Annotated in this window: 22 protein-coding genes; 19 read left to right on the forward strand and 3 right to left on the reverse strand. The window is 43.3% G+C overall.

Translation table 11 applies throughout. From position 1 onward, the window contains the following. Window positions 1-10: 10 nt before the first annotated feature. From ggt to ACY3ZI_RS03775, 3 genes are all read right to left on the reverse strand, one after another. Window positions 11-1,777 carry a gamma-glutamyltransferase gene (gene ggt, locus ACY3ZI_RS03765; RefSeq protein ID WP_211886667.1) on the reverse strand — a complete coding sequence of 589 codons (1,767 nt, stop codon included), beginning with the start codon at window positions 1,775-1,777 and terminating at the stop codon, window positions 11-13. A gap of 214 nt (window positions 1,778-1,991) precedes the next feature. Beyond that, window positions 1,992-2,594, reverse strand: a complete 603-nt coding sequence (locus tag ACY3ZI_RS03770) for a peroxiredoxin C (protein ID WP_036953813.1) — start codon at window positions 2,592-2,594, stop codon at window positions 1,992-1,994. Window positions 2,595-2,800: 206 nt separating this feature from the next. Then, window positions 2,801-3,412, reverse strand: a complete 612-nt coding sequence (locus ACY3ZI_RS03775; RefSeq protein ID WP_211886665.1) for an acyl carrier protein phosphodiesterase — start codon at window positions 3,410-3,412, stop codon at window positions 2,801-2,803. A 193-nt stretch (window positions 3,413-3,605) separates the two neighbouring features. Here ACY3ZI_RS03775 and queA point away from each other — a divergent pair, with 193 nt between their 5' ends. From queA to ACY3ZI_RS03870, 19 genes are all read left to right on the forward strand, one after another. After that, complete coding sequence (gene queA / locus ACY3ZI_RS03780; protein ID WP_132496176.1) at window positions 3,606-4,688, forward strand: tRNA preQ1(34) S-adenosylmethionine ribosyltransferase-isomerase QueA; 1,083 nt, start codon at window positions 3,606-3,608, stop codon at window positions 4,686-4,688. Between the two features lie 75 nt (window positions 4,689-4,763). Further along, window positions 4,764-5,891, forward strand: a complete 1,128-nt coding sequence (gene tgt / locus ACY3ZI_RS03785; RefSeq protein ID WP_487375998.1) for a tRNA guanosine(34) transglycosylase Tgt — start codon at window positions 4,764-4,766, stop codon at window positions 5,889-5,891. Window positions 5,892-6,107: 216 nt separating this feature from the next. After that, entirely contained in the window at window positions 6,108-6,440 is a 333-nt protein-coding gene (gene yajC, locus ACY3ZI_RS03790) for a preprotein translocase subunit YajC (protein WP_006657183.1), read from the forward strand. A gap of 27 nt (window positions 6,441-6,467) precedes the next feature. Further along, entirely contained in the window at window positions 6,468-8,315 is a 1,848-nt protein-coding gene (gene secD, locus ACY3ZI_RS03795; RefSeq protein WP_211886662.1) for a protein translocase subunit SecD, read from the forward strand. A gap of 10 nt (window positions 8,316-8,325) precedes the next feature. Next, entirely contained in the window at window positions 8,326-9,294 is a 969-nt protein-coding gene (secF, locus tag ACY3ZI_RS03800; RefSeq protein WP_132496178.1) for a protein translocase subunit SecF, read from the forward strand. 116 nt (window positions 9,295-9,410) lie between these two features. After that, window positions 9,411-9,860, forward strand: a complete 450-nt coding sequence (nrdR, locus tag ACY3ZI_RS03805; RefSeq protein ID WP_006662792.1) for a transcriptional regulator NrdR — start codon at window positions 9,411-9,413, stop codon at window positions 9,858-9,860. A 5-nt stretch (window positions 9,861-9,865) separates the two neighbouring features. Further along, window positions 9,866-10,981: a bifunctional diaminohydroxyphosphoribosylaminopyrimidine deaminase/5-amino-6-(5-phosphoribosylamino)uracil reductase RibD gene (gene ribD, locus ACY3ZI_RS03810; RefSeq protein ID WP_487376000.1), complete on the forward strand. Its 1,116-nt coding sequence runs from the start codon at window positions 9,866-9,868 to the stop codon at window positions 10,979-10,981. A 102-nt stretch (window positions 10,982-11,083) separates the two neighbouring features. Next, window positions 11,084-11,557 (forward strand): 6,7-dimethyl-8-ribityllumazine synthase, encoded by a 474-nt coding sequence (ribH, locus tag ACY3ZI_RS03815; RefSeq protein ID WP_036953837.1) that lies wholly within the window; start codon window positions 11,084-11,086, stop codon window positions 11,555-11,557. A 70-nt stretch (window positions 11,558-11,627) separates the two neighbouring features. Then, window positions 11,628-12,044, forward strand: a complete 417-nt coding sequence (gene nusB, locus ACY3ZI_RS03820) for a transcription antitermination factor NusB (RefSeq protein WP_036953841.1) — start codon at window positions 11,628-11,630, stop codon at window positions 12,042-12,044. 129 nt (window positions 12,045-12,173) lie between these two features. Beyond that, window positions 12,174-13,145 carry a thiamine-phosphate kinase gene (thiL, locus tag ACY3ZI_RS03825; protein ID WP_211886658.1) on the forward strand — a complete coding sequence of 324 codons (972 nt, stop codon included), beginning with the start codon at window positions 12,174-12,176 and terminating at the stop codon, window positions 13,143-13,145. Between the two features lie 10 nt (window positions 13,146-13,155). Next, complete coding sequence (pgpA, locus tag ACY3ZI_RS03830) at window positions 13,156-13,665, forward strand: phosphatidylglycerophosphatase A (protein ID WP_211886656.1); 510 nt, start codon at window positions 13,156-13,158, stop codon at window positions 13,663-13,665. A 762-nt stretch (window positions 13,666-14,427) separates the two neighbouring features. Then, on the forward strand, window positions 14,428-14,967 hold the full coding sequence (locus tag ACY3ZI_RS03835; protein ID WP_211886654.1) for a fimbrial protein: 540 nt from the start codon (window positions 14,428-14,430) through the stop codon (window positions 14,965-14,967). Between the two features lie 63 nt (window positions 14,968-15,030). Continuing rightward, on the forward strand, window positions 15,031-15,759 hold the full coding sequence (locus ACY3ZI_RS03840; RefSeq protein WP_487376004.1) for a fimbrial biogenesis chaperone: 729 nt from the start codon (window positions 15,031-15,033) through the stop codon (window positions 15,757-15,759). Then, the gene (locus tag ACY3ZI_RS03845; RefSeq protein ID WP_336431242.1) at window positions 15,740-16,306 is read left to right on the forward strand and encodes a fimbrial protein; all 567 of its coding nucleotides are present in this window, start codon (window positions 15,740-15,742) and stop codon (window positions 16,304-16,306) included. The genes ACY3ZI_RS03840 and ACY3ZI_RS03845 overlap by 20 nt, the downstream gene beginning before the upstream one ends. Before the next feature lie 11 nt (window positions 16,307-16,317). Continuing rightward, window positions 16,318-16,854, forward strand: a complete 537-nt coding sequence (locus ACY3ZI_RS03850) for a fimbrial protein (RefSeq protein WP_249215465.1) — start codon at window positions 16,318-16,320, stop codon at window positions 16,852-16,854. A gap of 56 nt (window positions 16,855-16,910) precedes the next feature. Then, entirely contained in the window at window positions 16,911-17,663 is a 753-nt protein-coding gene (locus ACY3ZI_RS03855; RefSeq protein WP_487376007.1) for a fimbrial biogenesis chaperone, read from the forward strand. Further along, window positions 17,654-18,403, forward strand: coding sequence for a fimbrial biogenesis chaperone (locus ACY3ZI_RS03860; RefSeq protein ID WP_211886646.1), 750 nt, complete (start codon window positions 17,654-17,656; stop codon window positions 18,401-18,403). The genes ACY3ZI_RS03855 and ACY3ZI_RS03860 overlap by 10 nt, the downstream gene beginning before the upstream one ends. Beyond that, entirely contained in the window at window positions 18,393-20,975 is a 2,583-nt protein-coding gene (locus ACY3ZI_RS03865) for a fimbria/pilus outer membrane usher protein (protein ID WP_487376009.1), read from the forward strand. Before ACY3ZI_RS03860 ends, ACY3ZI_RS03865 begins: the two co-directional genes overlap by 11 nt. Before the next feature lie 15 nt (window positions 20,976-20,990). After that, a complete protein-coding gene (locus ACY3ZI_RS03870; RefSeq protein WP_487376011.1) occupies window positions 20,991-22,094 on the forward strand; it encodes a hypothetical protein in 1,104 nt (367 codons plus the stop codon). The last annotated feature ends 30 nt before the right edge of the window (window positions 22,095-22,124 follow it).

Raw genomic sequence — 22,124 nt, forward strand, 5'->3', positions numbered from 1 at the left:
TATCGACTAACTAATTCACACCCACCGCACTGCCCGCAGGGCGGCGAACATCGTTAGATCCGTAAATAAAGCCTTCACGGACTTTGCCAGAAACGGCAGAGTCGTTGCCGGAAGATTTCGCACTCACACCCGCACCGTCAGGAATACCGATCATAATTAGCTCAGCAGCGCCCCATGGGGTCTGCTCTACCATTTTATAACCCATCTTATCGAGTAACGCTAAACTGTCTTTAGACACACCGCGTTGCTCATAATAAACCTCGTCAGGTAGCCATTGATGGTGAATGCGAGGGGCATTTACCGCCTCTTGTGGCGGCATGCCGTGGTCAATAATGTTTAGTGCAGTTTGCAAGGTAATTGAAATGATCCTTGAGCCTCCCGGAGAGCCGAGTACTAAGAAGACTTTGCCGTCTTTAGTGACAATTGTCGGGCTCATTGATGATAGTGGGCGCTTACCGGGGGCGATAGAGTTTCTTTCCCCTTGCACTAACCCATACAGATTTTTCTCGCCAACTTTGGTGGTGAAATCATCCATTTCATCATTCAGGAAGAAACCTGTACCTGGTGGGATCACCACAGAGCCAAATCGACCATTAATTGTATAAGTGGTTGAAACGGCATTGCCTTTATCATCTACGACTGAATAGTGGGTCGTTTCTGGTTTTTCGTGAGGTCCTATTCCCGGTTGAACTTCAGTGGACGGTGTCGCTTTATTTGGCACAATTTCTTTGCGCAGATCAGCGGCGTACTGTTTGCTGAGCAGCTTATCTGTCGGGTTATCTACAAATGCAGGGTCGCCTAAGAATGTATTGCGATCCATATAAGCGTGGCGCATCGCCTCTGTCAGCGTATGAATGTATTCAGCCGAGTTGAAACCCATCTCTTTGAGATCATAACCTTCTAAAATATTGAGGGTTTCGCAGATAGTGACGCCGCCCGAACTTGGTGGTGGGGCAGAGATAAATTTGTAACCACGGTAGGTACAGCTAACGGGAGTGGTATCTGAGATGGAGTAATCAGCAAAGTCTTGAGCTGTTAGGATCCCGCCATTTTTCTTCGATGCGGCTTCTACGATTTTAGGAATATCCCCTTCATAGAATGCAACGGGGCCTTTATTGGCGATTTTTTCCAGTGTGTTTGCCAAATCGGTTTGTACTAGCAAGTCCCCTGGTTGATAAGCACTTCCATCCGGTTTTAAGAATATCCTAGCCACTTCGGGGTCTTGCTTGAAGCGCTCGGTCGTGGTGTCCAGTACATCGGTATCGCCACGGGTTAGGACAAAGCCTTCTCGAGCTAGTTTAATCGCGGGTGCCATTACTTGCTGGCGGCTCATGGTACCGTATTTTTCAAGGGCATAATCTAAGCCTTTCACTGTACCTGGTACACCCGATGCGAGGTAGCCATATAAGCTGGCATCTTTGATAAGTTTGCCGTCTTTATCTAAATACATATCGGCGCTGGCCGCTTTTGGAGCGGTTTCTCGGAAGTTAATGAAGATATCTTTGCCATCCGCAAGGTGCAGTGTCATAAAACCACCACCACCAATATTGCCACAGCAAGGGTTAACAACGGCTTGGGCATAACCCACAGCCACTGCCGCATCAACCGCATTTCCTCCGGCTTTTAAAATGTCAGCACCAATTTGTGAAGCAAGGTGTTGAGAGGAGACAACCATGCCTTTTGTTGCTTCAACGGCAGGTTCCGAAGCGGCATAAAGTTGACTTGAAGTCAGCAACGAAATCAGTAGTAAAGAAGGGCGCCATACATTTTTTATCATTGGTATCTCCCGATTGAATGAGGAAGTAACGCGTAGATGTAATACAAATAAATAATTTGTTAAATATTTGTATCATCCAGATATAGCATGAATGGTTTGAGGGGTTGAATAACAAAAGTGAAAAAGTGTTAACGCGGTAGGAAAAAAATTTCAGATAGGTATAGATACAAAAATGCCGGCATTAAGCCGGCACTTGAAAACTTAACAGGTCAAATTACAGACCAGTTGCGTTCTTAGTCAGGTAAGCAGCAACGCCTTTTGGAGATGCGTTCATGCCTTCTTTACCTTTTTCCCACTGAGCTGGGCAAACATCACCGTGCTCTTCGTGGAATTGCAGCGCGTCAACCATACGCAGCATTTCGTCGATGTTACGGCCTAATGGCAGGTCGTTAACCACTTGGTGACGAACAACACCATTTTTGTCTACTAAGAAAGAACCACGCAGAGCAACGCCCGCTTCAGGGTGCTCGATGCCGTAAGCTTTCATGATGTCGCGTTTGATATCAGCAACCATCGGATATTTAACTTCACCGATACCGCCGTTATCAACAGGAGTTTTACGCCATGCGTTATGAACGAATTCTGAGTCGAAAGAAACACCAACGATTTCTACGCCGCGTTTTTTGAATTCTTCATAGCGATGGTCGAATGCAATCAGTTCTGAAGGACATACAAAAGTGAAGTCCATTGGCCAGAAGAAGATCACAGCTGGGCGACCGTTCAGGTGTTTTTTCAGGTTGAAGTTTTCAACGATTTCACCATTACCAAGAACAGCTGCAGCAGTAAAGTCAGGGGCTTGACGTGTAACCAGAACCATAATGTACTCCTATGAGTTTTAAGGGTTTCTATCTCCGCAATCGAAATGGGGCATGCGGATAAATATAACCTAAGGATAAGGTTTTATCCTTGGAGAATAAAGACATTAAAACCAATTGATATGATAGCTTTTACCTATCAATGGTATCAATTTGGCAGATTAATATCAATAAGATAGTTTTATTCCATTAAAGTGCAAGTTTTAATTTATTCGGATGCACGTAATGTGAACTCTTGGGCAAAAAGTTGCTGTTTTGCCGTCTCAATCATTTGTGGATAAAACTGAAAGAAAATATGTTCAAGTTCTAGATAATTAAGCAGAAAATCATCGAATGAGCCACTTAGAGCCGCGAGTTTTGGGCGGCGCCTTGCCATACCATTAAGTGACTTACCGATATACGCTTTTTCTGCGTATCGGGTCAACCATTGTTGAGGCCAGAGATACTCATTTAACTCCTGAAATTTTTCAGGGGTATGACATAAATCCGGTTCAATGGTTTTCCTGGCAAAATGCACAAAATCAGAGAGTGAATGCGAGGGAACGAGACGCTCCCAATGCAGAGAAAGAAAATGATCCCAGACTAAATCCAAGGTGATCGGTGCGACTCGGCGGTATTCTTCGCGAAATAGCTGACGAGCTTGTTTCACGAGCGGATGGGTATCTGTGGTTCTATCTACAGCTCTGTGCATGCGGATCCCTGCAACAATTTCAGGGGAATAAGCTCCCGCAGGATTACCGCGTACGTAGTCTGCCATCATATTTCCCAATAGGGAGCTTTTGGCAAGATGGGCAAGATGAAGATGAGCAAGATAGTTCATGTCGGTACTATAAACGAAAAATGTCAGAAACGAAAAAATGAAAGAAAAAAGGCAGCCGACACATTCCGTGCGGTTTCTGAAAATATTTGCAGAATATTGGTGTTTTTTTATACAAAATAGCGCTTATTTCTTGCGCCAAAGGCAGTGCAGCACTAGACTAGTCGCCTTATTTTTTTAGATTGATGTCAATACAATGCGTGTATCCGATTTTACTTTTGAATTACCAGAAGAACTTATTGCCCACTATCCTCAGGCTGAGCGTAGCTCATGTCGCTTACTTGGTCTTGATGGTGCCACGGGACAGCTCACGCATGGTGTGTTTACCGATATTCTTGAAAAATTGGAGCCAGGGGATTTGCTGGTGTTCAACAACACTCGCGTGATCCCTGCTAGATTGTTCGGTCGTAAAGCGAGCGGCGGTAAAATTGAGGTTTTGATTGAGCGTATGCTCGATGAACATCGTGTTTTGGCTCATGTTAGAGCCTCTAAAGCACCAAAAGAAGGTGCAGCGCTGCTACTGGGTGAAGATGAAAGTGTGAATGCGACGATGGTCGCTCGTCACGGTGCTCTGTTTGAGCTACGTTTTGATGATGCGCGCGATGTATTAAGTATTCTTAACCAAATTGGTCACATGCCATTACCGCCGTATATCGACCGTCCAGATGAAGAGTCTGACAAAGAGCTGTATCAAACCGTGTATAGCCAGCGTCCGGGAGCGGTTGCTGCACCAACAGCGGGTTTACACTTTGATGAGCCTTTATTAGAAGCATTACGCCAAAAAGGCGTTGAGATGGCATTTGTGACATTGCATGTCGGGGCGGGAACGTTCCAACCGGTGCGTGTTGATTCCATCGAAGACCATATTATGCACTCTGAATATGCAGAAGTTCCGCAAGAGGTGGTCGATGCCGTGTTGGCGTGTAAAGCACGTGGAAATCGTGTGATTGCAGTGGGAACAACGTCAGTTCGTTCACTCGAAAGTGCCGCGAAAGCCAGCGAAAACGCTTTAATTGCTCCATTCTTTGACGATACCCAGATATTTATTTATCCGGGTTATGAATATCAAGTGATTGATGCCTTGATCACTAACTTCCACTTGCCAGAATCCACATTAATTATGCTGGTCTCTGCGTTTGCGGGATATCAAAACACCATGCAAGCCTATAAAGAAGCTGTTGAGCAAAAATACCGTTTCTTTAGCTATGGTGATGCCATGTTTATTACGCCAAACGCCAATGCTCGTTTTGAGCAAGTCGGCTCGGCAGAACAAGAATAAGTGGCGGCGTAGCTGCTTGCTTAGATTCAGTAACCAATAGCACCAGACTGTTTTTCTGATGCTAGGAGATAAAACGTGAAATATGAATTACAGACAACCGACGGCAATGCGCGTCGTGGTCGCCTGATTTTTGAACGCGGCGTGGTAGAAACTCCGGCGTTCATGCCAGTAGGAACTTACGGCACGGTTAAGGGAATGACTCCTGAAGAAGTGAAAGAAACCGGTGCTCAAATTTTACTGGGTAATACCTTCCATTTATGGCTACGTCCGGGTCAAGAAATCATGAAATTACATGGTGACCTGCACGACTTTATGCAATGGCAAGGTCCTATCTTAACGGACTCAGGTGGCTTCCAAGTCTTTAGCCTTGGTGCAATGCGTAAAATTAAAGAAGAAGGCGTTCATTTCCGTAATCCAATTAATGGTGAAAAAGTCTTCTTAAGCCCCGAAAAATCGATGGAAATTCAGTATGACCTCGGTTCCGATATCGTGATGATTTTCGACGAATGTACGCCGTACCCAGCAGATTGGGATTACGCAAAGACATCAATGGAAATGTCATTACGTTGGGCTGCGCGTAGCCGTCAGCGTTTTGATGAATTGAACAATAAAAATGCGCTGTTCGGGATTATCCAAGGCAGTGTTTACGAAGATTTACGTGATATCTCTGTGAAAGGGCTGGTGGAAATTGGCTTTGATGGGTACGCTGTAGGCGGCTTAGCAGTCGGCGAACCAAAAGAAGATATGCACCGTATTTTAGAGCATGTATGCCCGCAAATTCCGGCAGAAAAACCACGTTACCTAATGGGCGTTGGTAAGCCGGAAGATTTAGTGGAAGGTGTACGTCGTGGTATCGATATGTTTGACTGTGTGATGCCGACACGAAATGCACGTAACGGGCATTTATTTGTCACCAACGGCGTGGTAAAAATCCGTAATGCGAAGTATAAGTCAGACACATCACCTCTCGATGCAGAGTGTGACTGCTATACTTGTCGTCATTACAGCCGCGCGTATTTGCATCATCTTGACCGTTGTAATGAAATTTTGGGTGCACGACTCAATACCATCCATAATTTACGTTACTATCAACGCTTGATGGCGGGTATTCGCCAAGCGATTGAAACGGGTAATTTTGAGCAGTTTGCTGCGGATTTCTATCAGAAGATTGGCAAAGCCCAGCCTTCATTAAATAGAGAGTGAATTTAAAGTGCGAAGTTAGCCCGAACTGTGTAGCATATCGGGCTGTACCCTTCGTTCTTGCAGCTGATTGTGGTTATTGGCATCAGCCAAAAGAATTATTTAGTGCAAATTATAGTTTTTGGTTCTAGTTACATGATGGTTTGATGTATTTTATGTAACTTGAACTAGTTAAAGTGTAAGTTTGAAATTGCTTTCAATAACAATGAGGAAAGTTGAATGAGTTTTTTTATTTCTGAAGCAGCGGCATCAGCAGGCGCACCCGCTCAAGGTAGCCCGTACTCTCTGATTATTATGCTGGTTGTTTTCGCGCTGATTTTCTATTTCATGATCCTGCGTCCACAGCAAAAACGTGCTAAAGATCACCGTAAACTGATGGAATCAATCGCTAAGGGTGACGAAGTTTTAACCACTGGTGGTTTAATCGGTCGTGTGACTAAAGTGTCTGAAACAGGTTATGTTGTTCTTGAACTGAGTGAGAACACTGAAGTAACTATCAAACGTGATTTCGTTGCTGCTGTTCTACCTAAAGGCACAATGAAAGCAATCTAATTCTGAATTTTCCCGAAGGGAACTGCCGTGCTAAACCGTTATCCTTTATGGAAGTATCTGATGTTGATCGCTGCGATCCTCATCGGTTTGCTGTATGCACTTCCAAACCTATATGGTGAGGATCCGGCTGTTCAGATCACTGGCGTGCGGGGAACCGCCGCCAATGAACAAACGCTGATCCAAGTCCAAAAAGCTTTAGAAACAGACAAAATTCAGAGCAAATCTGTTGCTCTCGAAAATGGGGCAATTTTAGCCCGTTTCAACAACTCTGACGTTCAGTTACGTGCTCGTGAAGTCATCATGAACGCACTGGGTGACCAGTATGTTGTTGCATTAAACCTTGCACCTGCTACACCAAAATGGCTTGAAGCTCTCGGTGGTGAACCGATGAAGCTGGGTCTGGACTTACGTGGTGGGGTTCACTTCCTGATGGAAGTTGATATGGACACTGCATTAGGTAAATTGCAGGAACAAAACATGGATGGTTTGCGTAATGACTTGCGCCAAGCAGGTATTGCGTACTCTTCTATTCGTAAAGGCAGTGATTACAGCGTCGAAGTTCGCTTCCGTAACGCTGACGATCGCAGTCTTGCTGAGAAAACACTGGCGCGTAAATACCCAGACTTAGTGTTTTCTGACGGCAGCGATAACACCATGATTGCTGTTATGACTGATGAGCGCTTACGTGAAGCGCGTAACTATGCCGTCTCTCAAAACATCACAATCATCCGTAACCGTGTTAACCAATTAGGTGTTGCTGAACCACTGGTTCAACGCCAAGGTGCGGATCGCATTGTTGTTGAATTACCGGGTATCCAAGATACTGCTCGTGCGAAAGAAATTTTAGGTGCGACTGCAACCTTAGAATTCCGCTTAGTGAATACTGGCGTAGATAGCGCAGCAGCTGAAAGTGGCCGTATCCCAGGTGACTCAGAGCTTAAATCAGACCGTAATGGCGTGCCTTATGTGCTGTATAAGCGTGTTGTCTTAACGGGCGACCATATTACTGATTCTACATCTGAAACCGATGAAAATGGTTATCCGCAAGTGAGTATTAGCCTTGATAGTGCCGGTGGCTCAATCATGTCTGACTTTACTCGTGACAACCAAGACAAGCTGATGGCAACCCTGTTTGTTGAATACAAAGACAGTGGTAAAAAAGATGCCGCAGGTCGTGCGATTTTAGTTAAAGATGAAAAAGTGATTAACGCCGCGCGTATCCAAGCTCGTTTCGGTAGCAAATTCCGTATTACGGGAATTGATAACGCGAACGAAGCGCGTCAATTATCTTTACTGCTGCGTGCTGGTGCTCTGATTGCGCCAATCCAAATTGTTGAAGAACGTACTATCGGTCCAACATTGGGTATGCAAAACATCGAGCAAGGTCTGAAAGCCTGTATCGCGGGTCTGTTAGCCTCTATCCTGTTTATGATTATTTACTATCGTAAATTTGGTCTGATTGCGAGTAGTGCTCTGATGGCTAACTTGGTCTTAATCGTGGGTGTGATGTCTCTGTTACCAGGGGCGACACTGACTATGCCTGGTATTGCCGGTATCGTCCTAACCCTTGCGGTTGCCGTCGATGCCAACGTTCTCATAAACGAACGTATTAAAGAAGAACTTCGTAACGGACGCTCAGTGCAACAAGCGATCCACGAAGGGTATAAAGGCGCCTTCTCAAGTATTACCGATGCAAACTTAACGACCTTAATCACCGCAATAATTCTGTATGCAGTGGGTACTGGTTCGATTAAAGGCTTTGCGATTACGACAGCGATTGGTGTCGCAACCTCTATGTTTACAGCTATTGTTGGTACACGTGCAATCGTGAACCTGCTATACGGCGGTAAACGTATTAACAAGCTGTCAATTTAAGGAGCACGTTGTGGCACAGGATTATACTGTTGAACAATTGAACTATGGTCGTAAAGTCTATGACTTTATGCGCTGGGACAACGTTGCCTTTAGCATTTCTATCATTTTACTGATCGCTTCTTGTGTGATTATCGGTGTTAAAGGTTTTAACTGGGGACTCGATTTTACGGGCGGTACCGTCATTGAAATCAACCTTAGTCAGCCTGCTGATTTGGATAAAATTCGTGATAGCCTGTCTAACACGAACCATAAAGATCCATTAATTCAGAATTTTGGTAGCAGCCGAGACATCATGATCCGTTTACCGCCAGTTGAAGGCGTAGCGGGTCAAGAAGTCGGTAAAGAGATCATTACTATCATCAATAAAAACGTTGATGAGCAAGCGACGGTTAAGCGTATTGAATTCGTGGGACCAAGCGTAGGTGCTGAGTTAGCACAAACAGGGGCATTAGCGTTATTAACAGCGCTTATCTGTATCCTGATTTACGTTGGCTTCCGTTTTGAATGGCGTTTAGCGGCAGGTGCCGTATTGGCATTGGCTCATGACGTGGTGATCACTTTAGGTATTCTGTCTCTATTCCACATTGAGATTGATATGACTATCGTGGCGTCATTGATGTCAGTTATCGGTTACTCCCTTAACGATAGTATCGTGGTATCTGACCGTATCCGTGAAAACTTCCGTAAGATCCGTCGCGGTACACCTTACGAAATCATGAACGTCTCTTTGACCCAAACATTGAGCCGTACCATCATGACATCAGCAACGACATTATTAGTGGTTCTGATGCTGTATCTGTTTGGTGGCGCGATGTTAGAAGGCTTCTCACTGGTTATGTTAATCGGTGTGACGATTGGTACGATTTCATCTATCTATGTGGCTTCTGCATTAGCACTGAAGATGGGTATGAAGCGTGAGCACTTAATTCAGGCGAAAGTCGAGAAAGAAGGCGCAGATCAAGAGTCTTTATTACCATAACGAATACAGACACTCGTGTATCATAAACACCCTGCGGATAAATAATCCTCAGGGTGTTTTTCATTTCAGGTCTGAGTTACACTATCTACCCTACAAAAATAGAATCAGGAATTCCTATGCATTGCCCATTTTGCTCAGCTGTAGATACGAAAGTGATTGACTCGCGTCTGGTTGGTGAAGGCTCACAAGTGCGCAGGCGCCGCCAGTGTTTGGTTTGCCATGAACGCTTCACTACATTTGAAGTGGCGGAACTTGTTATGCCTCGGGTAATTAAAAGTGATGACATTCGCGAGCCTTTCGATGAAGAAAAGCTCAACAGAGGCATGTTGAAAGCCCTAGAAAAACGCCCTGTCAGTTCTGATGCTATCGATCAAGCCATAATTTCTATTAAATCCCACCTACGAGCGACTGGCGAACGCGAAGTTCCCTCGAAGTTAATTGGTAATTTGGTGATGGATGAACTCAAAAAACTCGATAAAGTGGCTTACATTCGCTTTGCTTCGGTCTATCGTAGTTTTGAAGATGTACGTGAATTTGGCGAAGAAATTGCCAAGTTACAGGACTAATACCGATGCTTGAACAAGACCATATCTACATGGCCCGAGCCTTTGAATTGGCAAAAAAAGGGCGTTTTACTACATCACCGAACCCAAATGTGGGCTGCGTGATTGTGCGCGAAGGTGAAATTGTCGGCGAAGGTTATCATCAAAAAGCAGGAGAGCCGCATGCGGAAGTCCATGCGCTTCGAATGGCGGGTGATAAAGCGAAAGGCGCGACAGCTTACGTGACTCTTGAGCCTTGTAGCCATCACGGTCGCACCCCACCTTGTGCTGAGGCGTTAATTAATGCGGGGATCACCCGTGTCGTCGCTGCAATGCAAGACCCAAACCCTCAAGTGGCTGGCCGCGGCTTATTTATGCTATCCCAAGCGGGAATAGAAACTGGCAGCAATATTCTGTTGGAAGAAGCCGAAGCAATAAACCGCGGCTTTTTAAAACGTATGCGTACCGCATTCCCTTATATTCAATTAAAACTTGCCGCATCACTAGATGGCAAAACCGCATTAGCGAATGGGGAAAGCAAGTGGATTACTAGCCCTGCGGCGCGTAAAGATGTTCAAGTTCTACGTGCTCAAGCCAGCGCTATTTTAAGTACCAGTAATACCGTGCTTGCTGATGACCCTGCTTTAACAGTGCGCTGGAACGAATTACCTGCGGATGTTCAAGCGCAATACCCAGAAGAAACGCTGCGCCAACCTATTCGTATCGTGTTAGATAGACACAATCGCGTGAAACCCGAACATAAAGTGACGCAGCTAGACGGTGAATGCTGGCTAATTCGCCCAACGCCGGATACCACAGAAAAATGGCAGGGGAATGTCGAACAGCTTGCTATTCCTGCTGATGATAATGGCATCGACTTAGTGATTTTGATGATGCAATTAGCGAAACGTAATGTGAATAGTATTTGGGTAGAGGCGGGCGCTAAGCTTGCAGGTTCGTTATTAAAACTCGGTTTAGTCGACGAATTGATCGTCTATATCGCACCGAAATTACTTGGGGATACTGCGCGTGGGTTAGTGAGTCTCCCTGAATTAAGCGCATTATCAGATGCGCCTCAATTTGAATTTACTGATGTTGAAAAAGTCGGAAATGACCTTCGCGTCAGGTTACGGCCTGTATGGTAAATGTGTTTTTTTAGCGGTTTGCTGAAATTCACTCGTACGGTTACCTAAAGAATGTGATAAAATCCGCGCCCCGCGGGTTGTAATTAATATTTGAGGAAGATTATGAACGTAATCAAAGGTGTTGTTGCTGCGCCAAAAGCGCGTGTTGCTATCGCTATCGCTCGTTTTAACAACTTTATTAATGATAGCCTGCTGGACGGTGCTGTTGACGCGTTAGAGCGTATTGGCCAAGTTGCTCAAGATAACATCACCGTTGTTTGGGTGCCAGGTGCTTATGAATTACCACTGACCGTGAAAGCATTGGTTGAAACCAAAAAATATGATGCAGTTATCGCATTAGGTACTGTTATTCGTGGCGGTACTGCCCACTTTGAATTTGTTGCGGGTGAGTGCAGCTCAGGTCTGTCTCATGTTGCATTAAATAGCGAAGTTCCTGTGACTTTCGGTGTATTAACCACTGAAAATATCGAGCAAGCCATTGAGCGTGCTGGTACTAAAGCGGGTAACAAAGGTGCAGAAGCTGCACTGACCGCTCTCGAAATGATTAATGTGATTAAAGCTGTAAAAGGCAAATAATGCGCGCCATATCTCGGGCTCTGTGAGTTCGAGATATGCTGTGTAGTTTTTTTTATTTAAGGGGAATCTTGTGAAACCTGCTGCTCGTCGCCGCGCTCGTGAGTGTGCTGTACAGGCCATCTATTCATGGCAATTATCCGGTAATCCTATTGCCGACGTAGAATATGAGTTTATCGCTGAACAGGACATGTCTGACGTTGACGTAACCTATTTCCGTGAGCTGATTTCTGGTATTGCAAACAATGCTACAAAGCTGGACCAATTAATGTCACCTTACTTATCTCGTCAGTTAGAAGAGTTAGGTCAAGTGGAGAAAGCGATTTTACGTGTAGCAATGTATGAACTAAGCTATAGAGAAGATGTACCTTTCAAAGTTGCTATCAACGAAGGTATTGAATTGGCTAAAGTTTTTGGTGCTGAAGATAGCCATAAATTTGTCAACGGTGTGTTGGATAAAGCAGCGCCAGCGGTACGTCGTAAGAAATAAACTTAATCAGGTTCCCTCCTGTAATACGTAAGTCATAATGGGTAGGCTGGGTTCCAGTCTATCCTAGTACTTATGTCTGGCTTTTCAGTTTATTGACGAGCTAGGCATAGCGAAAATGGAAAATCTACCATGTCATATGGCGAATTTGACCTCATCGCACGTTTTTTTAATCGCCAACCTATAAACCGACGTGATGTTAATATCGGTATTGGCGATGATTGTGCGCTAATGACTATCCCTGAAAAACAGCAACTTGCTGTGAGTACCGACACCCTAGTTTCCGGTATTCATTTTCTACCCGATATCTCTCCCGCTGACCTTGCCTATAAATCCCTAGCTTCAAACTTAAGTGATCTTGCTGCGATGGGCGCTGATCCTGCTTGGGTCTCTTTAGCTATTACCCTACCGAGCGTAAACCATGAGTGGTTGCAATCTTTTAGCGATATGTTGTTTGAACAACTGAATTACTACGGAATGCAGCTGATTGGGGGAGACACGACCCGTGGACCAATGAGCTTAACCTATACTGTTCATGGTCTTGTGCCGACAGGCAAAGCGTTATCTCGCTCTGGTGCACGTAATGGCGATTGGATTTACGTGACGGGCACGTTGGGAGACAGTGCTGCGGGGCTTGCGATACTGCAAAATAGACTACATCCTGAAAGCCTAGAGCATAAGGAGTGGTTGATTGAGCGTCATTTACGCCCACAACCGCGTATTTTGCAGGGGCAGGCTTTACGCAATTTGGCTTCATCTGCGATTGATATCTCTGATGGGTTAGTGTCCGATCTCAACCATATATTAAAAGCGAGCGGTTGCGGGGCGCGAATCAATCTCGATGCGCTACCACAGTCCGATGCGTTGAAGCAGAACTGTTCTGTGGAGCAAGCAAGGATTTGGTCGCTAAGTGGTGGTGAAGACTATGAGCTATGCTTTACGGTACCTGAAATGAATCGGGGAGCCTTAGAAGTGGCGCTTGCTCATACGGGATCAGGTTTTACCTGTATTGGCCAAATCAAGCCTCAATCTGAAGGGATCAGTTATTTTTGTGATAACCAAGCTGTTGAGGTTGACCTCAAGGGCTTCGATCATTTTGTTTAGGAAAATGTCCATGGCGACCGCTCAAGAAAAAGCAGCAGCAAAAAAACGATTGAATATGCGTAATCCGTGGCACCTGCTAGCGACGGGGTTCGGAAGTGGTTTATCGCCAATTGTTCCCGGCACAATGGGCTCATTAGCCGCTATTCCATTTTGGTTGCTAATGGACAAACTCCCTGTTTGGAGCCTCTGGGTTATTATTGTCGTTGGATTCTGGTTTGGATGTTGGATCTGCCAACGCACTTCCGATGATATGAAAATTCATGACCATGGCAGCATTGTTTGGGATGAGTTTATTGGTATGTGGATCACGTTAATGGCGATCCCAGTGGTGAGTATCCAGTGGGTTCTCACTGGCTTTTTGATTTTCCGTGTTTACGACATGTGGAAACCTTGGCCAATCCGTATCTTTGATCGCCGAGTCAGTGGCGGCTTTGGCATTATGATTGATGACATTATTGCTGCCATATTTGCCTATGTGACAATTTGGCTATTAGTGCATTATCAGGTGATGCCTTTTTGATTTGAGCTAATTCCCTTCTTTAAAGATAAAAACATACCTTTTCTCGACAAATAAAGACCTAGTTAAATACTGGGTCTTTATTCTTATCCTAAACTAATTTTTCATTTTTAATTTTATTTTTATGATTAAAGTTAAATTTATTTTTATTTTGAAAAATAAAAATTTCGTTATTTGTAAAAATTAATTTCATTGTAATTATCTTTTCATCATGATTTCTTATTTATTTAAAAATGTAAAAAAAAAGAATTAATATTAACTCGAATTTTGGGTTGATATTTTATTTTTTATTTTTTTGCTTGGAGAAAAAAATAACTTAGTCAAATTCACGTATACGTGATGTTTGGTATATTTCTCTGATTATTTTAATGAGAATAATTTTCATTTATCCAAACGCAAAAATTACAAGTATGATTTATTTAGGTTGTTTTTGTGAGTTTAATGTAATCAAAAGTGAGGTAAAGTTAAAATTCTCAATTAAATTTACTAATCATAGGTGTATTTTTGGGGTCTTATTATGAAATGGCAATTTACAGATTGTTACTGATGCGACTCCTGAGGTGCGTATACCGAGTAAGGATATTCAAGTAGTATGCTTGTGAAATAACAAGCAAGAATTAATTTTTATAAAACACGCCTTATTTTTTTTTAGAAAAATTAAATTTTTCTATTTGGCTTGTTATTTTTTAATAAAGTCATCTCGGTTTTGTTTTGATAAAAATATATTTATCTCAATTTTATATTATCTATTAATAAGGGTTTACTATGTTAATTAATAAAAAAAATCTGATCGTATTATCTATCGCTGCTGGCTTAGGTTTTTCAGGTGCAGCAATGTCTGCAACGAACGCACAAGTAACAGTGACTGGAAATATTGCTGCTGCAACATGTGATTTAAGCGTCACAAATACCAATATCGATTTAGGGACTTTTATCTCTTCAGATATTGAAAATATCGGAACGATTGCAGGTAGCACTCATAATTTTGATATGAGCTTATCTAACTGTAGCCAAGAGTTTGATGGTGAAAGTGGTAAATTCGTACAAATGTATGCGAAAGGTACTGCTTTAGCAGCGAATACTTCTTTATTTAACAATGTTGAAAAAGGAACTGTTGGTGTGGCAGTGACTGCTGACGGTAAAGAAGTAAAGCCAAATACAAACGTTCAATTAAGCAGCATTAAGTCTCTGGCTGAAGGCGGTTCTGCTGTGATCCCAATGAATGTGGCATTGAACTCAACTGTGATCAAACCCGCTTCACAGCGTATCGAAGCGCCGATTACTTTCTCTGTAAGCTACGAGTAAGTTTGTTGTGAAATGGCAGGTTTCTGCCATTTCACTTTTTAACGCATCACGAGAAGGTAAAACATGAAATTATTAAATTTACTTCGTACTCTCCCTGTTTTTGCAACCCTGTTTTTTATTCAAGTAGGAACAGCGTCTGCGGCTGGCGTCGGTATCAATGCCACTCGAGTCATTTTCAACCAAGGCAATCAGTCAGTCCCTGTCACTCTGCGCAATAGTACAGAGAAGGAAGAATATTTGGTTCAGGTTTATCTGACAAAAACCGCCAAAGGTACGGCTCAAGACCAAACTTTAGATGTGCTTCCTCCTATGTTCTATCTCGCATCAAAACAACAGCGCGATGTTCGCTTAGTGGAAGGTGCTGGAGCATCTGCATTACCGAAAGATAGGGAATCTGTTTTTTATTTTCATGCTAGAGCCATTGCGGCAAGTGAAAAGAATGCTGGGCAGCAGAATGCAGCGATGAAAGGTGAAGTGAAAATTGCATTAGAGAGCGTGATTAAAGTTTTCTATCGCCCTAAAAACCTGACGTTAACCGTAGATCAAGCTCAAAGCAGCCTGACATTTGAAGAGACAGCGAGCGGAATAAAAGTGATTAATCCATCGCCGTATTACATCACATTGTCATCATTGAGTGTGGGGGGAAAAGCGGTGACGTTAAACCCTGAAATGAATAACACCATGATAGCGCCTTTTAGCAGTATGGATTACCCAACCCCGGTGAAAAAAGGCAAAAAAGTCTGGGCTGTCATCAATGATCTTGGGGGACGAAGTGAGTATTCACAACCTTAAATTAGGACAGTATCGATGGGTGCTTTTCGCTGGGATATATTCCATTGTGGCGATACCTGAAGTGAATGCAGCGAATACCTTAGAGTTGACCGCAGAAATTGACAATGCAGGAGAGTGTGATATTGCGATTAGCCCTTCGTTGATAGAATTCAAACGGCGTCCTTCTGTGGGCGAATTTGCGGCGAATGATGCGGTAGATATCCAGCTATTAAGCTTGTCGTATAAATGTACGGGCTATGAAACCAATGCTCGCCCTGAAATAAAAGTGACAGGGAATACAGCTGCCGATACCAATTTGTTTTTAACAGCTGATCCAAAAGGCGCCAAAGGCGTTGGTTTTATGCTGAAAGATGGCGCGGTGAAGGAGCTTTCTGGTTATTACAATGCAGGAAAAACAGTCGTTAATGGTGATTCGGTGCTCCTACCCGCAGGGGCTAATGATGGAGAAAAACCTTTTACGGTAGGTTTTATTCGCCAAGTTGGTAATAACACCGTCACCGCAGGTGCCGTGAAAGCAGCCATTTTATTTACTGTCGTGATGCCATAAATGGAGGCGATATGAACAAATATTCATATTTTCTCATGGCTTTATTGTTTATTTTTACAGGGGAACTGTTTGCGGCTTCAAATTCGGTGAGCATTAACTTTGATGCGCATTTATATCGCAGAACGTGCGATGTAAACCTCTCCGAAAGTGTGGTGGCTTATGGAAAAGTGAAACCTCAAACCATTGTTGATAATGACTTAGGTACCAGTACCGCTCTGAATCGTAATGTTATTTTAACCTTAGCTAACTGCTCAGGACTGGGAACATTAAATGGTAGCAAAGTCATTGTGACTGGCCCTAGTCAAGTCATGAACGGGGAAGCCTTGTTTAAGGAAAGTGGCTCTTCAGGCGGTGTGGGGATTCGATTAAAAGCAGATGGAAAAAATAAGGTCAGTGGAGATTCAGTTTGGGATTTGTCTACGACCAGTAATCAAGGAAGTCAAATTACAGTGGTCACGGCACTTTCATGTGGAAATTGTCAAAACGTTCAGAAAATTCAATTAGGCACATTTAAAGCCACCATGATGTTTACCGTTTTAGCTTATTGAGCCGTTTATTGAGTGATAAATCTATTCATAATAAAAATAACGGAATACTTTCAAAAATGTTTAAGAAAACAGGTGCATTATTTTTTATTTCTCATTTATTGGTGCTGTTAATTAGCATTAACGTTAATTCAGCACAAGCGGGATTACGTCTAGAAAAAAGTCGTATTATTTGGAGTGATTCCGACACTCAGCAATCAGTGGCATTAACCAATGACAGTGATGACATTTATTTAATTCAGTCCGGTGTATTTAATACACCAACGGGCACTCAAGAATCGCCACTGTTTTCTGTTATTCCACCTTTATATCGTTTAGATGCGAATAAACAGCAAACGATGAAAGTCTTATTACAAAGCTCTCCAGAATCATTGCCTCAAGATAGAGAGTCAGTTTTCTATTTTAGCGCGATTGCTATTCCGGGTGTTTCTCCTGAATTAACAGAAAATGCAGCGGCGCAATTATCTATCGGTACTCGCTTAGTCATTAAGCTATTTTATCGTCCCGTTAAATTTACTCAGTCGCCAGATGCTGCCGTTGCTAATTTGCAATTTCACACATTGCCGAAAGGTTTATGTGTTGCGAATCACTCCCCTTATTTTATTACGCTCAGCGAAGTCAAAGTGGGTCATCAAGTATTTGCTCAGTTAGCTGGCACGATGGTGGCGCCGTTTAGTCAGCAGACATTGGCGATTTCAGAATCCATTTCTGTACAAACGCCGATGCGTTGGCAAGCCATCAATGATTACGGTGGTGACACTGCACCTTACTCCGGTTCGGTGAAGGAGAATAAGGGGCTGTTATGTCAGTAATGAAATTGCTGTGTGGATGGGTTTTGATGATGGGGCTAAGCCCTGCATTTGCCTCAGAGACAAATGAAGGTTTTCATTTTTCACCTGAACGTTTGGTCTATTTGGAAAGTAATACCAAAGGGATCTCTGCGGGTCTACAAAATGGCACCTCAAAAGCGGCATTGATCCAGGCGCAGGTTGTACCGACGGATCTTCAAACGGGTTTACCTTTGACTGAACATCAAGGGGAAAGTCATGAGGCTTTTTTGATTACGCCGCCATTACATAAATTAGATATCAATGAGCGTTTTAACTGGCGTATTCAGCGTGTTAATGATGGAAAACTCGCTACCGACAGAGAAACTGTTTTCTACGTTGCACTGAAAGTGATCCCAGAATCTAGTGCGAATGATAAGGCCTCATCACAATTTATTTTGGCGCCAACTATTTATTTAAAAATGTTGTATCGCCCGAAACAAATTGAAGAATTGCGTTTAGATGCTCAAACCGCAAAGTTAGGCGTCACCGCGCAAGGTAGAAAAATCACGATTACTAATCCAACGCCACTCTCTATGACATTAGCCAGTCTGTCAGTGGGGGATTATGAGGTGCCAGTAGAAAAATTCACTCATGGAATTGCCCCTTTTGGGCAACAAGTTATTTTTCTCGAAAAAAATGTATCAGGTACGATCTCATGGCGTGTGTTGAACGAATACAGCATACCGACAAAGGTTGAAGTGAGGGGCGAGAATGAAAGCTAAAATGCGTGATGGCGCTTTTACCGTTTCTCCAATTGCTTTGGCTCTTGCATGCTGTTTATCCATGGGAAATGCGGCGGCAGAACCTTATTTTGATCCAACACTCTTAAATCTACCTGAAGGAACTAGCATAGATAGCATTGATTTATCTGCATTTACGCGCTCTGAATCGGTAACGGCGGGGCGTTATGTGGTTACGCTGAGGATCAACAAAGAAGATCAAGGGCAAAAAGAGATCTATTTTTCTGCGGATGCGGCGGGAAATATCGTGCCGGAAATTACGCCAGCATTATTGGATGAATATGGCGTTAATGTTGAGAGTATTCCAACATTAAGATCCTTACCAAAAGATGAACCGATCGCGTCTTTAGAGGCGGTTCTACCAGATTCTCAAGTTCAGTTTGATGTATCTAAGTTGGATCTCAATATCAATATTCCTCAAGTCGCTATGCGTCATAAAGCGCGTGGTGCGATAGACCCGAGTTTATTGGACCAAGGGATTACTGCGTTTTTGTTTAATTATCAAATCAATGGCAGTAAACAAAAGCACAGTGGCTCTAGTGCAAGTGGTAAAAATACCAATGATTCGTTGTATGCCAATATTAGCGGTGGTTTTAACTTGGCGGCGTGGCGCTTGCGTTCAAATTTTCTGTATATGGAAAACAAATCCAAGAGCAATGGCTACAGCACCAGTCATCGGGAAAGCGAGTTTTCGCGCACAACGGTTTCACGGGACATTCAGCGTTTAGATTCTGAGTTAGTGATTGGGGAAACCAGTACTCTCAGCGATGTCTTTGATAGCGTTCCATTTAAAGGTGTTCGCTTGTTATCGAATGAACTCATGCTGTCCAAAGGGGATCGTGGATTTGCGCCAGAAATTCGCGGTGTTGCCATGTCTAACTCGCGGATCATCATCAGACAAAATGGCAACATTATTTATCAAACCTATGTGGCTCCAGGGCCTTTTGTCATCAATGATATTTATCCAACAGGAACGGCAGGGGACTTAGAGGTTTCAGTTCAAGAGGAAGATGGAACAACCCGAGTATTCACTCAGGCATTTTCTTCATTACCCGTCATGCAACGCGCTGGTGGAGTTAAATATGAAGTTGCTGCGGGTAAATATGATGGAGGGCTCACGGATGGTTCTAAAGAGCAGCAATTTATTATGGGAACGCTGATCTATGGTTTACCGAAGGCAATCACTCTGTATACAGGTTTACTCGGGGCAAATCATTATTGGAGCGGAATGGTTGGAACTGGGATTTCACTCGGTAGTTTTGGTGCGCTTTCCATGGATATTACCCACGCACAAGCCTCAATTAATCATGAAAGTAAGCAAGGGCAATCTCTTCGTGTTCGCTATTCTAAAAACTTATCAGAAAGTGGCACATCCGTTGATTTAACCGCACTGCGCTACTCAACGAAAGAATACTACAGTTTTGCGGATTTCAACCAAGTGGGTTATCAGTTAAAAGAGAACGTTGCACCGTGGCTTAATGGTCGCCAGCGTAGCAGTTTCCAAACCTATATTAACCAATCTCTGGGTAAATGGGGTTCTATCTATTTACGCGGAATGCGCAGTGATTATTGGGGTAAATCTGACACAGTAACGACGCTAGGCATTGGTTATAACGGTTTTTATCGTGGTATCAACTATGGCATTGATTACAGCATTAGCCGTACCGAAGGTAATGGAAATTGGCCTGAAAATAAGCAAGTTAGTGTGAATATGAGTATTCCATTCAGTATTTTCAGTGAACACAAGAATATTGAGAACATTAATAGTACGTTCCAAGTGAGCCATGATAATTCAGGGCGCACTTACCAGCAGGTTGGTATTAATGGCCAGTTATTAGATAACAAGCTGAGTTATCAGCTGGCTGAAAGTGGCGATAATCGCGATCAAAAAATGACAAGCTCGGTGAATGTGGGCTATCAAGGCAGTAAAGGGTATTACGGCGGTGGATATAGCTATGGCCGTGATAGCCAAATGATGTATACCAATGCATCAGGTGGAATAGTTATCCATTCAGGTGGTGTTTTGCTAAGTCAGTATTTAGGTAATTCGGCAGCCATAGTTTATGCCCCAGATGCAGCGGGAACTAAGGTGAATAATGGCTCAACGGTTATCGATGCCAATGGTTACGGTATTATTCCGCATTTATCAGACTATACGCAAAATATTGCAAATTTGGATGTGAATACATTACCTGAGAACGTTGAAAGCAAAGAGAATGCGCTGAACCTTTACCCAACTAAAGGGGCAATCGTGAGAGCGAACTTTAAAACCTTAAAAGGGTATCAAGCGATGATCACTTTGCAGCAACCGAACAATGTTCCAATGGGCGCAATCGCCTCGTTGCACCAAGATGATAATACAGATGATGCCATCATTTCAGGCATTGTAAGTGATAACGGACGCGTTTATTTAAGTGGATTGCCAGAGTCAGGGCAGATAGTTATCAAATGGGGCAAAAGTGGTTCTGAGCGCTGTGAAGCGCCTTTTAGTATGGATAAATCCACAGAAAATGCCTATTCGTCATTACGTAATTTAACCTTGTCATGCCACTAATCGGATGAATATTTTATGAAAACCAATGTAATCAAGAAAAAGACATTTGTGGGATGGAAAAGCGTACTACTGAGCGGTTTGCTCGTTTTTATGGCGAGTGCACCCAGCTTTGCAAAAACAGTGACGGTTATGAATGGGCGTGGATTGATTGGTGTTTATGGTGAATATAATACCTCGCTAACGGGAACGACAAGTGCACCATCTTGGGGGGAAACTGCCAATTTTCACTATGTACAGTTTTATAATAACTTTAATGGGATCATAAATTACTGTGTTGATGGTGGAGGGTTAGTCACCAATATTGATGGTGTCAGAGGGATGCCTATTGCGGGTGGTGATATGATCATGGTACCCGAATTTGTGTTTGTTGATGAAAGAAGGCAGTCACTACTGAATACTTACATTGACACTATTACAGGCCATTTTAATGGATGGGGTTCGGGCACGAATGAACAGCTCGGTACGGGAGGGTGTCTTTGGTCACCGAGCCAAAGTACTCCAACACCAGCAATACGCCATTCCGTTACTGCGACAGGGCGTATGTTGATTTATGGTACAGGTAATCAGCGCAATGGAACTTATCGATTAGCGGATGATATTGGGATTGTTATTCAAAATCCTAGAAATGGAACGACGGCGAGGCAAATCGTCTCCAAAGCGGAAAATATTATCGTGACGGTATCAGGGCTAACTTGCACTTTAAATACACCATCTTATGTGAATTTTGGTTCTCACAGCGCGAGTAGCAAAAGTAATGAGTTGCTTTCGACTATGCGAAACAACATGTCAGTGCAGTGCGATCAAATCGTGAATAAGGTCGCAGCGACGATTTCGTTATCAGGCAATGTGAAACCGCAATATTACGCAGGCAATAATCTGGAAGTGAACTTATTGAATGCTCAACAGCAAGCCGGTGCGTATGTCAAAATGTACGTCATGGTGAATGGTAATAAAACACCGATTACCTTAGATCAGAAGCCGATTGATTTAGCTAAAATTACCGCACTGCAAACCAATGTTAGCTTTAATAATGAGCTAGTGTATGAGCTTTATTCTCGTGGTAATAATGTGGCGGGTAAGGTGAGTGGCAGTGCAGAATTATCAATAATTATGCGCTAAAAGTAAGATAAATTAGTCAATGAGTTAAGG

This window comes from Providencia sp. LY12 (assembly GCF_057621555.1).

Excerpts from the sequence above, each read along its gene's own strand:
- ggt (WP_211886667.1), bottom strand. The coding sequence starts at position 1,777 with ATGATAAAAAATGTATGGCGCCCTTCTTTACTACTGATTTCGTTGCTG.
- ACY3ZI_RS03770 (WP_036953813.1), bottom strand. The coding sequence starts at position 2,594 with ATGGTTCTGGTTACACGTCAAGCCCCTGACTTTACTGCTGCAGCTGTT.
- ACY3ZI_RS03775 (WP_211886665.1), bottom strand. The coding sequence starts at position 3,412 with ATGAACTATCTTGCTCATCTTCATCTTGCCCATCTTGCCAAAAGCTCC.
- queA (WP_132496176.1), top strand. The coding sequence starts at position 3,606 with ATGCGTGTATCCGATTTTACTTTTGAATTACCAGAAGAACTTATTGCC.
- yajC (WP_006657183.1), top strand. The coding sequence starts at position 6,108 with ATGAGTTTTTTTATTTCTGAAGCAGCGGCATCAGCAGGCGCACCCGCT.
- nrdR (WP_006662792.1), top strand. The coding sequence starts at position 9,411 with ATGCATTGCCCATTTTGCTCAGCTGTAGATACGAAAGTGATTGACTCG.
- ribD (WP_487376000.1), top strand. The coding sequence starts at position 9,866 with ATGCTTGAACAAGACCATATCTACATGGCCCGAGCCTTTGAATTGGCA.
- ribH (WP_036953837.1), top strand. The coding sequence starts at position 11,084 with ATGAACGTAATCAAAGGTGTTGTTGCTGCGCCAAAAGCGCGTGTTGCT.
- thiL (WP_211886658.1), top strand. The coding sequence starts at position 12,174 with ATGTCATATGGCGAATTTGACCTCATCGCACGTTTTTTTAATCGCCAA.
- pgpA (WP_211886656.1), top strand. The coding sequence starts at position 13,156 with ATGGCGACCGCTCAAGAAAAAGCAGCAGCAAAAAAACGATTGAATATG.
- ACY3ZI_RS03835 (WP_211886654.1), top strand. The coding sequence starts at position 14,428 with ATGTTAATTAATAAAAAAAATCTGATCGTATTATCTATCGCTGCTGGC.
- ACY3ZI_RS03840 (WP_487376004.1), top strand. The coding sequence starts at position 15,031 with ATGAAATTATTAAATTTACTTCGTACTCTCCCTGTTTTTGCAACCCTG.
- ACY3ZI_RS03850 (WP_249215465.1), top strand. The coding sequence starts at position 16,318 with ATGAACAAATATTCATATTTTCTCATGGCTTTATTGTTTATTTTTACA.
- ACY3ZI_RS03855 (WP_487376007.1), top strand. The coding sequence starts at position 16,911 with ATGTTTAAGAAAACAGGTGCATTATTTTTTATTTCTCATTTATTGGTG.
- ACY3ZI_RS03860 (WP_211886646.1), top strand. The coding sequence starts at position 17,654 with ATGTCAGTAATGAAATTGCTGTGTGGATGGGTTTTGATGATGGGGCTA.
- ACY3ZI_RS03865 (WP_487376009.1), top strand. The coding sequence starts at position 18,393 with ATGAAAGCTAAAATGCGTGATGGCGCTTTTACCGTTTCTCCAATTGCT.
- ACY3ZI_RS03870 (WP_487376011.1), top strand. The coding sequence starts at position 20,991 with ATGAAAACCAATGTAATCAAGAAAAAGACATTTGTGGGATGGAAAAGC.